The 16,066-nt window shown below is 73.3% G+C and carries 9 protein-coding genes; 8 read left to right on the top strand and 1 reads right to left on the bottom strand.

Annotated features, from left to right (window positions below):
• Window positions 1–141 precede the first annotated feature (141 nt).
• The 4 genes from HCN51_RS35810 to HCN51_RS35795 are packed head-to-tail and all read left to right on the top strand — an operon-like array spanning window position 142 to window position 5,647.
• Window positions 142–1,428, top strand: a complete 1,287-nt coding sequence (locus HCN51_RS35810; protein ID WP_168015824.1) for an extracellular solute-binding protein — start codon at window positions 142–144, stop codon at window positions 1,426–1,428.
• Window positions 1,429–1,431: 3 nt separating this feature from the next.
• Window positions 1,432–2,406, top strand: coding sequence for a carbohydrate ABC transporter permease (locus tag HCN51_RS35805; RefSeq protein ID WP_346433914.1), 975 nt, complete (start codon window positions 1,432–1,434; stop codon window positions 2,404–2,406).
• Window positions 2,403–3,254 carry a sugar ABC transporter permease gene (locus HCN51_RS35800; protein ID WP_346433913.1) on the top strand — a complete coding sequence of 284 codons (852 nt, stop codon included), beginning with the start codon at window positions 2,403–2,405 and terminating at the stop codon, window positions 3,252–3,254. Before HCN51_RS35805 ends, HCN51_RS35800 begins: the two co-directional genes overlap by 4 nt.
• Window positions 3,255–3,313: 59 nt before the next feature.
• A complete protein-coding gene (locus HCN51_RS35795; protein ID WP_168015822.1) occupies window positions 3,314–5,647 on the top strand; it encodes a hypothetical protein in 2,334 nt (777 codons plus the stop codon).
• Window positions 5,648–5,653: 6 nt separating this feature from the next.
• Here HCN51_RS35795 and HCN51_RS62545 read toward each other — a convergent pair whose 3' ends face one another.
• Window positions 5,654–6,817, bottom strand: coding sequence for a cytochrome P450 (locus tag HCN51_RS62545; protein ID WP_168015821.1), 1,164 nt, complete (start codon window positions 6,815–6,817; stop codon window positions 5,654–5,656).
• Between the two features lie 105 nt (window positions 6,818–6,922).
• On the opposite strand from HCN51_RS62545, the gene HCN51_RS35785 reads away from it, so the two are divergent.
• From HCN51_RS35785 to HCN51_RS35770, 4 genes are all read left to right on the top strand, one after another.
• A complete protein-coding gene (locus tag HCN51_RS35785; protein ID WP_346433912.1) occupies window positions 6,923–10,321 on the top strand; it encodes a phosphodiester glycosidase family protein in 3,399 nt (1,132 codons plus the stop codon).
• 91 nt (window positions 10,322–10,412) lie between these two features.
• On the top strand, window positions 10,413–11,558 hold the full coding sequence (locus HCN51_RS35780) for an amidohydrolase family protein (protein WP_168015820.1): 1,146 nt from the start codon (window positions 10,413–10,415) through the stop codon (window positions 11,556–11,558).
• A gap of 136 nt (window positions 11,559–11,694) precedes the next feature.
• On the top strand, window positions 11,695–12,966 hold the full coding sequence (locus HCN51_RS35775; protein ID WP_206068273.1) for a M20 metallopeptidase family protein: 1,272 nt from the start codon (window positions 11,695–11,697) through the stop codon (window positions 12,964–12,966).
• A gap of 278 nt (window positions 12,967–13,244) precedes the next feature.
• Window positions 13,245–16,034: a glycoside hydrolase family 2 TIM barrel-domain containing protein gene (locus HCN51_RS35770; protein WP_168015819.1), complete on the top strand. Its 2,790-nt coding sequence runs from the start codon at window positions 13,245–13,247 to the stop codon at window positions 16,032–16,034.
• Window positions 16,035–16,066: the final 32 nt, after the last annotated feature.

The raw sequence follows: 16,066 nt of genomic DNA, 5'->3' as shown, positions 1-16,066 counted from the left end.
CCGACAAGCTCGGGGATTTCGGCGGGGAAGGATCAAATGTAACAACTTGCGGAAACCTTTCGCCGCCATCTGGAGATGGGCGTCACGTCGGCGTAACCTCCGGCTTACTCCGACCTCCGACCGAGCTGTGAGGAGAAGGACATGCGACGATTCTTACCGTCCGCGGCGGCCGTGGCGTGCGTCCTGGCGGTCTCCGCCTGTGGCGGCGGCGGGGGCGGGACCGCCGCGCCTCCCACCCAGGTCTCCGACCCGTCGAAGGTGAGCGGCGAGGTGACGTGGTGGGACACGACGCGCCCCGACAGCGAGGGGCCGACGTTCCAGGCGTTGATCAAGGAGTTCCAGGCGAAGTACCCGCAGGTCAAGGTCAACTATGTGAACGTGCCCTCGGACCAGGCCCAGAACCAGTTCCAGACGGCCGCCCAGGCCGGCAGCGGCGCGCCCGACGTGATCCGGTCGGAGGTGGCGTGGACGTCGCAGTTCGCGTCGCTGGGCTACCTGCAGCCGCTCGACGGCACCCGCGCCGTCGACAAGCCTGACGACTTCCTGCCGGGCCCGCTGAGCAGCACCAAGTTCAACGGCAAGACGTACGCGGTGCCGCAGGTCACCGACACGCTCGCGCTGATCTACAACAAGCGCCTGCTGAAGGAGGCCGGGCACGAGGAGCCGCCCCGGACGATCGCCGAGCTGAAGCAGACCGCGCTCGACGTCAAGGCCAAGACCGGCGCCGCGGGCCTGGCGCTGAACGTCGACTCCTACTTCCTGCTGCCCTTCATGTACGGCGAGGGCGGCGACCTGCTCGACGTGGCCAACAAGAAGGTCGTGGTCAACTCCCCGGCGAACGTGAAGGCCATGCAGACCGTGGCCGACCTGATCAGCTCGGGCGCCGCGCCCAAGCCCGCGACCACCGAGAGCTACGCCAACGCCATGACCGCCCTCAAGGAGGGCAAGGCGGCCATGATCTACAACGGGCCGTGGGCGCTGTCGGAGATCTACCAGGGCAAGGAGTTCACGGACAAGAAGAACCTGGGCATCGCGCCGGTCCCCGCCGGCTCGGTCAAGGCGGCGGCCCCCACGGGCGGCTGGAACCTGGCCATCTACGCCGGCTCCAAGAACATCCCGGCCGCGTACGAGTTCGTGCGCTTCATGACCACCACCGAGGCACAGGCGAAGATCGCCAAGGAGATCAGCCTGCTGCCCACCCGCACCTCCGCCTACGCCGACCCCGACGTGCAGGGCAACCCGGACGTCGCGGTGTTCAAGCCGATCATGGACACGGCGGTGCCGCGCCCTTGGATCCCCGAGGGCGGCCAGCTCTTCCAGCCGCTGCTGGAGGGCTACCAGGCGCTGGTCGGCGGCAAGTCCGGCCCCGCCGACATGCTCAAAGGCGTCGACGAGCAGTATCGCGGGATCATGAAGGACTGGAGCTGACCGGTGACGGTCTCGACCCGTAAGGCGGCGGCCACGGGTGAGGTCACCCGCGGCCGCCGCGCGCGGCGGCGCCCGGCCGGCGCCCACTGGTACGCCTGGGCGATGGTCGCGCCCGTGCTCGTGGTGATGCTGGTGCTGATCGGCTGGCCGCTGGCGCGCGGCGTCTACCTGTCGCTGACGGACGCCACCGAGGCCAACATCGGCCGCACCATCGGCGTGAACGTCATCCCCTCCACCTACGAGTTCGTCGGCCTGGAGAACTACGCGCGGATCCTGACCAGCGGCCTGTTCTGGGACAAGCTGCTGTGGACGGTCATCTGGACGGTGGTCTGCGTCGCCCTGCACTACGGCATCGGCCTGGGCCTGGCCGTGATGCTCAACCGCCGCCTGCGCTTCCGCTCGGTCTACCGGGTGCTGCTGATCCTGCCGTGGGCCGTGCCCGCCTTCGTGGCCGCCTTCATCTGGCGCTACCTCTACAACAGCGACTACGGCGTGATCAACGGCTTCCTCAAGCTGGCCGGGCTGGGCGGCGTCGGCTGGCTGGACGACCCCACCACGGCGAAGATCGCGGTCATCGCGGTGAACGTGTGGATCGGCGTGCCGTTCATGATGGTCGCGCTGCTCGGCGGGCTGCAATCGATCCCGGCCGAGCTGTACGAGGCGGCCGAGGTGGACGGGGCGAGCGCCTGGCAGCGGTTCAGGGCGATCACGCTGCCCGGCCTGAGCCAGGTGTCGAGCACGGTCGTGCTGCTCGGCACGATCTGGACGTTCAACATGTTCCCGATCATCTTCCTGGTCACGCGGGGCGGGCCGGGCAGCGAGACGGAGATCCTGGTCACCTACGCCTTCCGCGAGGCGTTCACCGGGATCCGCAACTACTCCGGGTCGGCGGCCTGGGGCGTGATCATCCTGGCCATGCTGGTGGTGCTGGCCGTCGGCTACCGACGTACCTTGAGAAGCCAAGGAGATCCGTGGTGAGCGCGCGAGCGCGGCGGCGGGGCGAGCGCGGCCCGCTGGCCTCCGCCGGCCTGCACGCGGGGCTGCTGCTGGCCGTGGCGGTGTCCCTGTTCCCGGTCGTGTGGCTGGTGCTGACCTCGCTGAAGCCGCGCGACGGCTGGCTGTCGGCCGAGCTGCGCCTGTTCGACCACTCCTCGCTGGACAACTACACGCGGGTGCTGACGCAGACCGAGTTCCCGCGCTGGCTGCTCAACAGCGTGCTGACGGCCGGGCTGACCATGGTGCTGGGCGTGTTCCTCGCGGCCACCACCGGGTACGCGGTCAGCCGGTTCCGTTTCCCCGGCCACCGGTCGGTGATGTGGCTGCTGCTGATCACGCAGATGTTCCCGGTGGCCATCCTGATCGTGCCGCTGTACAACCTGATGGCCGGGCTGGGGCTGCTGAACCAGATCCCGGGCCTGGTGATCGCGTACATGACGATCGCGGTGCCGTTCTGCGCATGGATGATGAAGAGCTACTTCGACACCGTGCCCATCGAGATCGACCAGGCCGGGATGGTCGACGGGCTGACGCCGTTCGGCACGTTCTGGCGGGTGGTGCTGCCGCTGTCGCGGCCGGGCATCGCGGTGACCGCGTTCTACTGCTTCATGACCGCCTGGGGCGAGGTCGGCTACGCCACCGTGTTCATGTCGCAGGAGGACAAGCGCACGCTCGGGGTGGGGCTGCAGCAGTTCATCGGCCAGCACTGGTCCGACTGGGGGCTGATGACGGCTTCGGCGGTGCTCATCGCCATCCCGGCGGGTGTGGTGTTCCTGCTGGTGCAGCGGCACCTCATCACCGGGCTCACGGCCGGCGCGACGAAGTCCTGAGCCGGAGGTAATCGAACAGTCACTTTGCGTAATCAGGGTTGACGCAGGATCCTGGTGACGTGGACGGATTCCTGGACGAGACCTGCGGGGGCGTGACCGAGCTGCGCGTGCACGGCGTCTCCGGCACGCCCCCGGCCGGCACGCTCGACCATCCGCACCCCCGCCTCGTCGCCGGCGACGGCACCACCGGGTTCTACCGGCGCTGGTGGGCGGGCGGGCCGCCGTCCGGCCCGCACGCCGACGTGCCCGGCGTGCGCCGGCGCGAGGCGTACGCGTGGGGCAACCTCACCTCCGGCGGCCGGGCGATCGCGCTGTGGCTGCTCCTGCTGCCGTTCTCGCTGGCGAACCTGTCCTACTTCATGCTGCCCAGGCCCGCGCGCGGCGTGCGGCTGCGGCACGTGACCGAGGCGGCGCAGCGGCTGTTCGGGCTGCTGCTCACCGGCACGCTCGTCGGGGCCGTCACCCGGGCCGCCGTCGATCTCATCGGCTGGCAGTGCACCGCCGCCGGCCGGGCCTGCACCTACGACACGGCGCCGTGGTGGGTGCGCTGGCTGGGCGTGCTGTGGGGCGATGAGCCGTCCAGGCGGCTGGCCGTCACCGCGCTGGTGCCGCTGCTGGTCGTGGTGCTGCTGTGGTGGCTGGCGCGGCGCACCTGGCTGCGCGACGAGCGCACGGCGCCACCCGTGACCGGCGCGCACGGCACGACACCGCCGGGGGCCGGGGCGGGCGGTGCGGCGACGCCCGGGGCCGGGGCGGGTGGTGCGGCGGCGTCGGGGGCCGATGCGGCGCCGCCCGAAGCCGGGGCGCGCAGCACAGCCCTGCTGGCCAGGCCGAGATTGTGGCACGGGGCCGCGCCCGTGTGGCGGTTGCGAGTCGTGCACGTCGCCTTCTCGATCGCCTCCATCGCCGCGGCCGTCGCGGCGCCGTTCGCCGGCACGACCATGGGGCTCGCGCTGACCGTGGCCGACGCGGCCGTGATGCTCGCCGCCGCCGTGCTGGCCACCCTCCCGGGGATCGCCCGCAGGCTCGACCCGCACACCGGGCAGCGCACGCCCGCGTGGCTGACGGCCGCCTGCCACGTGCTGCGGGTGGCCGCGCCGCTGGCGTTCCTCACCACGATCGGCGCGGCCCTGGCGGGGATGCCCGCCCGTGCGGACGGCACGCGCGCCTGGTGGCTGCCCGGCATCGGCATTGGAGCGTTCCAATACGCGATTACCATCGGGCTGGGCGCGTTCACCCTGGTCACCACGTTCCTGCTGGCCCGCATGGAACGGCCACGGGAGCGGCGGGCGCTGGGCGGGCTGGCCGCGTGGGTGGTGCTGATGGTGGCGGCGGGCAGCGCCAACGTGATGGCGCTCGGCCTGCTGTTCTGGACCGCCGGCTTCTTCGGCGTGCCCGCCGGTCCGTCCGCGCCGGGGCCGGTCGGCGGCAAGCTGTTCCTCGACGAGCCCGTCTGGTGGACGGCCGGGCTCGTGCCGCTGCTCCTGGCCGGGCTCGTGCTCGTGGCGGTCGTGCTGTGGCTGATCGCGCGGGCGCAGGCGCGGCGGCTGGCGCCGGAGCTCAAGCCGTACTACCTCGAACGCGACGACGCCCGGGTGGTCGCGCGCACGTGGGCGCTGGCCGGGCTCACCGACCGCGCCGGGCTCGTGCTGGGCGTGCTGACCGGCATCGGGGTCGCCGGGTCCGCCGCCGCGAGCGCCGGTTCCTGGCTGGGGCTGCTCACGCCGGACGGCGGGCCGGCCGGGCTGCTCGCCACCGCCGGGAGCTGGGCCATGGTGGCGGTCGTGGTGGCGCTGGTGGCGGTCGGGCGGCGGACGTACAGTGACACGCGGCTGCGTAGGACGGTCGGCATCCTGTGGGACATCTGCACGTTCTGGCCGCGCGCCGTCCACCCGCTGTCGCCGCCCTGCTACACCGAGCGGGTCGTCCCCGAGCTCATGGCCCGCGTCGGCGTGCTCGCTCCCACCGGCCGCGACCAGGTCGTGCTGTCCGGGCACAGCCAGGGCAGCGTGCTCGTGGCCGCCCTGGTGCCGCAGCTCGACGACGCGCTGCGGGCCCGGGTGCGGCTGCTCACCCACGGCTCGCCGCTGCGCCGCCTGTACGCGCCGTTCTTCCCCGCCTACTTCGGTGACGCCGGGCTGTCCGCCGTACGGGAGCGGGTGAGCTGGTGCAACCTGTACCGGCTGAGCGACCCGATCGGCGGGCCCGTCTTCCGGCGGGTCGATCCGCTGGCGGGCGGGGAGCGCGACGCGGTCGACCGGTTCTGCTGGGATCCGGCGCGGCCGGGGCCGGGCGAGCCGCTGCCGGAGACGCGGTGGCACTCCGGTTACTGGCTCGAACCGTCCTACGACACGGCGCTGGCCGGGCTCGTCTCGGTCAAACCGGCCGCCTGAGCGGCTTCACCACACGAGGTGGAGGCGCTCGGGGGCGCGGTGGATGAGCGTGGCCGCCATGGTGACGTCCTCGCCGGCCAGGCGCAGGCCGGGCAGCTCGCGCACGAGCAGCTCCAGCGTGATCGTGAGCTGCTCGCGGGCCAGCAGCGCGCCCGGGCAGCCGTGCACCCCGTGCCCGAACGACAGGTGCCGCACCGGCTCCCGCGTGATGTCGAACGTGTCCGGCCGGTCGAACACCGTCGCGTCCCGCCCCGCCGAGCCGAACGAGACGAACACCGTCTCGCCCGCGGCCAGCTTCGTGCCCGCCAGGGTCAGCGGCCGGGTGACCGTGCGGCGGAAGCCCTGCACCGGCGCCTCGTACCTGGCCGCCTCCTCGATCGCGGCCGGCACCAGGTCGGGCCGTGCGCGCAGCAGCTCCCACTGGCGGCGGTCGCGCAGCAGGTGGTGCACGACGGTGCCGAGCAGCGCCGTCGTGGTGAGGTGGCCGGCGAGCAGCAGGTTCTCGGTGTTCGAGACGACCTCGTTCCGGTCGGTGAGCGCGCGGGCCAGGTCGCCGGCGAGGTTGTCCTCCGACAGCGAGGCGCGGGCGTGGCGGTCCAGCAGGTGCCGCAGGGCGGCCACCTCGCAGGCGGCGGCGACCTGCTCGTCCTCGGGCATGGGGGTGAACAGCAGCTCCTCGGCGCGGTGACCGGCCCGCACGGCGCCGGGCACGTCGGACGGGTCGAGGCCCAGCAGGTGGCCGATGACGGCGGCGGGCAGCGGCCTGGCGTAGGCGGCCATCCACTCGACCTGTCCCGCCTGCGCGAACGAGGCGAGCAGGCCGGCCGCCGTGGTGCGGACGAAGGGCAGCGCCGCCGTCACCCGGGCGGGGGACAGGCCCCTGGTCAGCGGCTTGCGGTAGCGGGTGTGCGCCGCGCCGTCGGTGCTCAGCACCACGGGCGCCCCGCCGGGCGCGCCGGCCAGCTCCGCGAACGCGCGCGGGCCCGGCAGCACGTCGGGGCGCAGGGCGCCCTGCGAGGAGAAGTCGCCGGGCCTGCTCAACACCTCGCGCACGTCGGCGTACCGGGCGACCAGCCAGGCGTCCAGCTCGTCGGAGAAGGTCAGGCCGGGAGCCGCGCGGGCCCGGGCGTAGACGGGATACGGGTCGCGGTAGAGCGCCTCTCGATCCACGTCCCCATCGTGGGACGCGAGGCGGGAGGCGGACAAGATCTGAAATTATCTTTTAGTTCACCCTTAAGTCTTGAAAGTTATATCCATGGGCGATTGAGTTCGGTCGTGCAGACCCTCCGATTGCTGGCCGCCGCCGCGCTCGTGTTAGGCCCCATGGCCCTCAGCGCGCCCGCGCAGGCCGATCCCGCCCCTCCCGCAGAGGACGCGCTGGAGACGGCGTCGTCCTACCCGGCCGCCTCCACGCTGCTCGCCCCGACCGCCGCCGTGCCGCAGCGGCTGGAGACGGCCAAGAAGACCCGGCCGGTGGCGCCGGGCATCTCGCTGACCTCGTTCGACACCTACGACGCGCTCGGCTGGCTGCGCGCGGACGCCGTGACCGCCGACCTCGGCAGCGCGAAGGCCGACTACGTCTTCTCCGGCGAGGTGTCGAAGACCGAGCCGCTGTCCGGGCCCGCGAAGCGCTCGCGCGCGGTCGCGGCAGTCAACGGCGACTTCTTCGACATCAACAACTCCGGCGCCGCCCAGGGCATCGGCGTGCAGAACGGCACGCTGATCCAGTCGCCGGTGTCCGGGCACGAGAACGCCGTCGCCATCGACGGCGACGGGCTCGGCCGCGTGCTGAAGATGTACTTCGAGGGCACCGCCACCCCGGCCGGGGGCGCGCCGGTCAAGCTCACCCAGTTCAACCAGATCGTCCAGCGCGACGGCGTGGGGCTGTTCACGCCGCTGTGGGGCTCCTACACGCGGGCCCGCGCCATCGAGGGCGCCACGTCCGTCACCGAGGTCGTGCTGGTGAACGGCGTCGTCTCCGAGGTACGCGGCTCCGCCGGCACCGGCCCGATCCCGGCCGGCACCACCATCCTGCTCGGCCGCGACGCCGGCGCCGCCGCCCTGTCGGCACTGAAGCCCGGCGACAAGATCGACGTGGCCTACCAGCCGAAACCCTCCGAGGGCGGTCCGGTCAAGGCCGCCGTGGGCGGCAACCAGCTGCTCGTCAAGGACGGCGCCGTCCAGAACTCGACCGACACCGCCGCCCACCCGCGCACCGCCGTCGGCTTCTCGGCGGACGGCAGGAAGATGTACCTGCTGACCGTGGACGGCCGCCAGGCCGACAGCCGCGGCGTCACGCTGAACGAGCTGGCCGCCATGATGGTGGACCTCGGCGCCGCCAACGCGCTCAACCTCGACGGCGGCGGCTCCTCCACCATGCTGGCCCGCGAGCCCGGCTCCGCCGACGTGCAGGTGGAGAACAGCCCGTCCGACGGCGGCGAGCGGCACGTGCCCAACGGCCTGGCGCTCTACGCCCCCGAGGGCAGCGGCAAGCTCAAGGGCTTCTGGCTGGAGACCGCCAGCGACCCGGCCAAGGCGCCCGGCGTCGGGCCCGTCGCCGGCGGCCGCCCCGACCGCGTCTTCCCCGGCCTGACCAGGCGGCTGACCGCCGCCGGCTACGACGAGACGTACGGCCCCGCGGCCGGCACCCCGTCGTGGCGGGCGAACCCGGCCGTGCACGGCGTCATCCGCGACGGCCGCTTCCACGCCCTGGTGCCCGGCACCACCACGGTCACCGCCTCGCGCGGCCAGGCCAAGGGCACGATCGAGCTGACCGTGCTGCAGCCACTGGCGCGGCTCGGCGCCACCGCCGACCGGCTCGGCATGGCCGGCGAGGGCGGCACCGCCACGTTCGGCGTGGTCGGCTACGACCGCAACGGCAACTCCGCGCCCATCGAGCCCGGCGACCTCACGCTCGACTACGACAAGGGCCTGTTCGAGGTCACCGCCGCCGAGCACGGCTCTTTCACGGTCAAGGCGAAGCGGGCCACCGGCTCCGGGCTGATCACCGCCAAGGTCGGCACGATCAGCACCGCCGTGCCGGTGACGGTCGGGTTCGAGTCGAAGCCGGTCGCCGACTTCGAGGACGCGGCGTCGTGGACGTTCGCCGCCGCCCGCGCCACCGGCTCGCTGTCGGCGGCACCCGGGCAGAGCGGGGGCGGCCTCAAGCTGTCCTACGACTTCACCACCTCCACCGCCACGCGGGCCGCCTACGCCAGCCCGCCGCAGCAGATCGTGGTCGAGGGGCAGCCGCAGGCGTTCGGGCTGTGGATCAACTCCACCGGCAAGGGCGAGTGGCCGAGCCTGGAGTTCTACGACGCGCTCGGGCAGTCGCAGATCCTGCGCGGCCCGTACATGACGTGGACCGGCTGGAAGTACGTCGAGTTCACCGTGCCTCCCGGCGTGAACTACCCGTTGAAACTGCGGCGCTTCTACGTGGCCGAGACCAAGGCCGACGTGAAGTACACCAACGAGATCCTCATCGACGGGCTGGTCGCCAAGGTGCCGCCGTCGGTCTCGGCCCCGGCGGCGCCGAAGGTGGCCGACCCCGTGGTCAGGAACGAGGTGTCGGGGATGCCGTGGCGGTTCGCGGTCATGTCGGACGCGCAGTTCGTGGCCAGGGACCCGGACAGCGACATCGTGAAGAACGCGCGCCGCACCCTGCGGGAGATCAAGGCCGCCCGGCCGGACTTCCTGGTGATCAACGGTGACCTGGTGGACGAGGCGTCGCCGGAGGACTTCGCGCTGGCGAAGAAGATCCTCGACGAAGAGCTCGGCGGAACGGTGAAATATCACTACGTTCCGGGCAACCATGAGGTCATGGGTGGCAAGATCGACAACTTCCGGGCCGTCTTCGGCGACACGTACCAGACCTTCGACCACAAGGGCACCCGCTTCATCACCCTCGACACCTCCCGCCTCACCCTCAGAGGCGGCGGCTACGAGCAGGTCGCCCGGCTGCGCTCCCTCCTGGACGACGCGGCGCAGAACGGCTCGATCGGGTCCGTCGCCGTCCTGTTCCACGTGCCGCCGCGCGACCCCACGCCCGGCAAGGGCAGCCAGCTCGGCGACCGCAAGGAGGCCGCGCTCGTCGAGGGCTGGCTGGCCGACTTCCAGCGCACCACCGGCAAGGGCGCCGCGTTCATCGGGGCGCACGTCGGGACCTTCCACGCCGAGCACGTGGACGCGGTGCCGTACGTCATCAACGGCAACTCCGGCAAGAACCCCGCCACCGCCCCCGACGACGGCGGGTTCACCGGCTGGTCGCTGTGGGGCGTCGACCCCGTGACCCGCGCCGAGGCCGAGCACGTCAAGCGCAACTGGTTCGCCGACGCGCCCGACTGGATCGGCGCCCAGGTGCGCCCGCACGTGGACGACCTCACCCTCACCGCCCCCGCCACCGTCGCGGTCGGCACGCCCGCCCCGATCACGGCCTCGGTCAAGCAGGGCACCCGCACCGTGCCCGCCGCCTACCCGGTGTCGGCCACCTGGTCCGGCTCCCCGAACCTGCACGTCGGCCCGCGCAAGACGGCCAAGCCCTGGCACGTCGCCGTCCTCGACCCCGAGTCCGGCACGCTGACGGCGCTGCGGCCCGGCCAGGTGACGGTGGCCGTCACGGTCAGCGGCGTCACCGAGCGGGCCCAGGTGGCGCTGACCGCCAAGGCCGCCGCCTGACGCTCTTCCACGAGGCCCCGCGTTCCCCGCGCGGGGCCTTCGGCGTGTCCGCGTCCGGAGGCAGGGGTACGAGAGCGGGGGAGGAGCGCCGATGACCATGGAGTACGACCTCGTGCCGGCCGGGCTTGCCCGTGCCGTCGAGGAGCTGCCGCTGGTGGACCACCACGTGCACGGCGCGACGGCGCACGACCTGTCGCGCACGGCGTTCGAGGAGCTGATCACCGAGTCCGGCCGGCCCGTGCCCGGCTGGATGACGCAGTTCGACTCCCAGCTCGGCCACGCCATCCTGCGCCACTGCGCGCCCGTGCTCGGGCTCGACCCCTTCTGCACGCCCGAGGAGTACCTGGCCAGGCGCGCCAGGCTCGGCGCCGCCGAGGTCAACCGGCTGCTGCTCGGGTCCGCCGGGCTCGCGCACCTCCTCGTCGAGACCGGCTACCGGGCCGAGGAGCTGCTCGGCCCTTCCGGGATGGCCGAGGCCGCCGGGGCGCCCGCCGACGAGGTGGTGCGGCTGGAGAGCGTGGCCGAGCAGGTGGCCGCCGCCGGGTGCGCGGCGGACGCGTTCGCCGGGCGGTTCGCCGACGCGCTGGAGGAGCGGACGCGCACGGCGCGCGGGCTCAAGAGCGTGGCCGCCTACCGGTGCGGGCTCGACTTCGACCCCGCGCCCCCTTCGCCCGCCGAGGTCGCCGACGCGGCCGGGCGGTGGTTCGCCGCCGGAGGCGGGCGGCTGAGCGACCCCGTGCTCGTGCGGCACCTCATCTGGACGGGCCTGGAGCGGGGGCTGCCGCTGCAGCTTCACATCGGGTACGGCGACACGGACGTGGACCTGCGGCGGGCCGACCCGCTGCTGCTGCGCGGGCTGATCGAGCTGGCCGAGCCGACCGGGGTGCCCCTCATGCTGCTGCACTGCTATCCGTACCAGCGGCATGCGGGGTTCCTGGCGCAGGCGTACCCGAACGTGTTCTTCGACGTGGGGCTCGGCGTCAACCACACCGGGGCGCGCAGCGTGGCGCTGGTGGCCGAGAGCCTTGAGGTGGCGCCGTTCGCCAAGCTGCTCTACTCCTCCGACGCGTTCGGGCCGGCCGAGCTGCACCACCTGGGGGCGGTGCTGTGGCGGCGGGCGATGGCGCGGGTGCTGGGCGGGTTCGTGGCCGACGGCGAGTGGTCCGCCGGGCAGGCGGTGCGGGTGGCGACCATGGTGGGGGCGGAGAACGCCCGGCGGGTTTACGGGTTGGGGTGAAAAGGGGATTCCGGGCTTGAGTGGCGGTGACGGGGGCACACATAACGGTTTGAGCCGGGTCTGAGCGCGGGCCCGATCGGTTCGGGCGGGCTCGGCACGGCTCCGCTGGGGGAAGCTACAGACGTTTGGGGAGGTCATGACGGGGACGAGCATCGACGGCCGGATGACGGGCGTGGAGGGGGCGCCGGGGGCGGAGCTGCGCGCGGCGCTCCGCGCGGCCCTGCGGCGGGAGCTGCCGGCGGCGGTGGCGCTGCGCCGGGAGCTGCACGCCGCGCCCAACGTGTCGGGAGAGGAAGGGCCGACGCTGCGGCGGGTGCTCGCCGCCCTGCCCGCCGCCCTGCCTACCGTCCTGCCCGGCGGCGCGGTCGAGCACGTGGCCACCACGGGCGCGGTGCTGCGGGTCGGCGGGCCGGGGCCGGCGGTGGGGGTGCGGGGCGAGCTCGACGCGCTGCCGATCGTGGAGCGCACCGGCGTGCCGTGGGCGGCCGTCAACGGCGCCATGCACGCCTGCGGCCACGACGTGCACCTGGCCGCCGTGGTGGCACTCACCCGCGCCATCGCCTCCCAAGGGAACGCGGAAGGGCTCGCGCCGCTGCTCGCCGTGTTGCAGCCGCGCGAGGAGACCTTCCCCTCCGGCGCGCTCGACGTCGTGGCCTCCGGCGTGCTCGGCAGGCACGACGTGCGGGCCATGATCGGCGCCCACGTCCAGCCGGTGCTGCGCGAGGGCACGATCGCCTGCACTCCCGGGCCGGTGAACGCCGCGTCCGACGAGTTCAAGGTGATCGTCAAGGGGAGCGAGGGGCACGCGGCGTACCCGCACCTCACCCGCGACCCCGTCCTCGCCATGGCCCAGGTGATCGTGGCCGCGCAGCAGCTCGTCAGCAGGGCCGCCGACCCGATGGCACCGACCGTGGTGACGTTCGGCACGGTCAACGCCGGCACCGCGCCCAACGCCATCCCGGGCGAGGCCGTGGCGCGGGGCACGTTGCGGACCATGTCGCAGGAGTGGCGCGAGCGGCTCTACCGCAGGTTCACGCAGGTCGCCGAGGACACCGCCAGAGCGTACGGGTGCAACGCGGTGGTCGAGATCTTCCCCGGGGAGCCGGTGCTGGTCAACGACCCGCGGCTGGCGGCGCGGACGGGGGAGCTGCTGCGGGAGCAGGGCTGGGAGGTGAACGACGAGCTGCGCTCGTGCGGGGCCGACGACTTCGCCCGTTACGGGGACGTGGCGGCGTCGCTGATGATGTTCGTGGGCGTGGACACCGAGAGCGGCCTGCACAGCCCGGCCTTCCTGCCCGCCGACTCCGCCGTGGGCGCGGTCGCGGAGGCGCTGCTGGCCGGCTACCTGGCGGCCGTCCCCGGCGTCGTGTCCAGCCGGCCGGCTCCCTGCCGCGCCCCCGCCGGATGACGCGCTCCGGCGCGGCCGCCCACGCCCGGAGGGCGTGACAAGCGCCGGGGTCGGGCGAATGGACCGGGGCGCGGGGCAGAGGCGGGCAAGTGAAGCGGGGCGCGGAGCATGGTCGGGGGCGTGAGGCGGGCGCGCGGCAGAGTCAGGCGCGTGAACCGGGCCGCGCGGCAGAGTCAGGCGCGTGAACCGGGCCGCGCGTCGGGGTCAGGCGAGTGAACCGGGGCGGACACCGAACCCATCACTGACGGAACCAACCCGAACCTCTAGGCTCAGCGGCGATGGATCTCGAAACTTTCTCCCCCGGTTCTGGCCGGCTCGAGCCCAGGGCGGCACTCCGCTCCGACGCCGCGGCCCTCGACCTCAACGGCACGTGGCGGTTCCGCCTCTCGCCCGTCGCCGACGTCCCCGACGACTTCATCCACCCCGACTACGACGACGCCGCGTGGGACGACCTGCCCGTCCCGTCGCACTGGGTCCTGCACGGGCACGGCGCCCCCGCCTACACCAACGTCGTCTATCCCATCCCCATCGACCCGCCCCGCGTCCCCGACGAGAACCCGACCGGCGACTACCGCCGCGCCTTCGACCTGCCCGCGGGCTGGACGGGCGGCCGGTTGCGGTTCGAGGGGGTGGACTCGTTCGCGCGGGTCTGGCTGAACGGCCACGAGCTGGGCTTCTCGACCGGCAGCCGGTTGCCCGTCGAGTACGACGCGGGCCCGTACCTGCGCCCCGGCCGCAACGTGGTGGCCGTGCGCGTGCACCAGTGGTCGGCCGCCACGTACCTGGAGGACCAGGACATGTGGTGGCTGCCCGGCATCTTCCGCGACGTGACCCTCACCCGCTCCACCGCCGACGTCTACGTCCGCGCCTCCTACGGGGACGGCCGCGGCACGCTGAGCTACCTCGAAGGGCCCGGCCCGCTCGGCGTCCCCGAGCTGGGCATCGACGGGCTGGAGCCGGGCGCCGAGGTCACGGTGGACGTGGAGCCGTGGACGGCGGAGACGCCGCGCCTGTACGAGGCCGTGGTGCGCGGCCCGGAGGAGACGGTGCGGCTGCGGGTCGGCTTCCGCACGATCTCCATCGAGGACGGCGTGCTCATGGCCAACGGCCGCCCCCTGCTGTTCAAGGGCGTCAACCGGCACGAGTTCCACCCGGAGCGCGGGCGCGCGGTGCCGTACGAGACCATGCGCGCGGACGTGCTGCTGATGAAGCAGCACAACGTCAACGCCGTGCGGACCAGCCACTACCCGCCGCACCCCGACTTCCTCGACCTGTGCGACGAGCTGGGCCTGTGGGTGATCGACGAGTGCGACCTGGAGACGCACGGCTTCGGCGAGGTCGGCTGGCGCGCCAACCCCACCGACGACCCGCGCTACGCCGACGCGCTGCTCGACCGCATGCGCCGCATGGTCGAGCGCGACAAGAACCACCCGAGCGTCATCATGTGGTCGCTCGGCAACGAGGCGGGCGTGGGCCGCAACCTCGCCGTCATGGCCGACTGGGCCCGCGAGCGCGACCCGTCCAGGCCGCTGCACTACGAGGGCGACCGCTCGTGCGCGCACACGGACGTCTACTCCCGCATGTACGCCTCCCACGCCGAGGTCGAGGCCATCGGCCGGCGCGAGGAGGACCCGCTCGACGACCCCGAGCTCGACGCGCGGCGGCGCGGCATGCCGTTCATGCAGTGCGAGTACGCGCACGCCATGGGCAACGGGCCCGGCGGGCTGGCCGAGTACCAGGAGCTGTTCGAGCGGTATCCGCGGCTGGCGGGCGGGTTCATCTGGGAGTGGATCGATCACGGGCTGGCGCATCCCGCGTACGAGTACGCGTACGGCGGCGACTTCGGCGAGCCCCTGCACGACGGGAACTTCGTCGTCGATGGGCTCGTCTTCCCCGACCGGACGCCGTCGCCCGGGCTGATCGATCTGAAGAAGGTGTTCGAGCCGGTCCGCTTCGAGTTCGGCGACGGGGTGGTGCGGGTCGTCAACCACTACGGCTTCACGGACCTGTCGCACCTGCGGTTCACCGCGACCGTGCAGGCGGAGGGGGAGAGCCTCGCCGAGCTGCCGCTCGACGTGCCCGCCGCGGGAGGCGAGTGCAAGCTGCCCGAGCTGCCGGAGGGCACGGAGGGCGAGCGCTGGCTGACGGTACGGGCGGTGCTCGCCGAGGACCTGCCGTGGGCGCCCGCCGGGCACGAGGTGGCGTGGGGCCAGGCGCTGCTGGCCCGCACCGAGCCGTGGGAGCACGTGGCGACCGTGGCGTTCAACCCGGTCACGCCGGGCGAGGGTGGCGAGCTGGTCGTCGGCGGGTGCGCGTTCGACGCGGCGACGGGGCGGCTCGTCCGGCTGTTCGGCACGGAGGTGGACGGGCCCCGGCTCGACCTGTGGCGTGCCCCCACCGACAACGACCGGGCCGCCGGCCTGGAGGAGCGGTGGCGCGGGCTCGGCCTGCACCGGCTCACGCACCGGGTGGACGACATCTCCGTCGGCGACGAGCTGGTCGTCCGGACGCGGGTCGCGCCGGCCGCCACCGACCTCGGGATGGTGGCGACGTACCGGTGGACGTTCGACGGCGGGCTGCGGCTGCTCCTCGACATCGAGCCGGAGGGGAACTGGCGCGACCCGATCCCGCGGCTCGGCGTCACGATGTCGCTGCCCGGCCCGGCCGTCGACCGGGTGACGTGGTTCGGGCTCGGGCCGGGGGAGGCCTACCCGGACACCGGCATGGCCGCCCGGATGGGGCGCTGGTCGGCCACGGTGGAGTCGATGCAGACGCCGTACGTGTACCCGCAGGAGAACGGGCACCGCGCCGACGTGCGGTGGGCCGAGCTGGGCGGGTTCCGGGTGTCGGGCGAGCCGGTGTTCGGGCTGACCGTGCGGCGGTGGAGCGCGCTGGAGCTGGCCGCCGCCCGCCACCGGCCCGACCTGGTGGCGGGGGAGCGGGTGTACGTGCACCTGGACCTCGCCCACCAGGGCATCGGCACGGCCACGTGCGGTCCGGGCCCGCTGCCGGCCTACGACCTGATGGCCCGCCGCGCCACCCTCCGGGTCCGCTTCGACCAGCCGTGATGCACAGCGGTGCGGGACCGTCGTGAACGGTC

The organism is Nonomuraea composti (genome assembly GCF_012034275.1).
GTDB classification, from domain to species: domain Bacteria; phylum Actinomycetota; class Actinomycetes; order Streptosporangiales; family Streptosporangiaceae; genus Nonomuraea; species Nonomuraea composti.
Note: the sequence above shows the minus strand (reverse complement) of the source record. Positions and strands in the feature narration are given on the sequence as shown.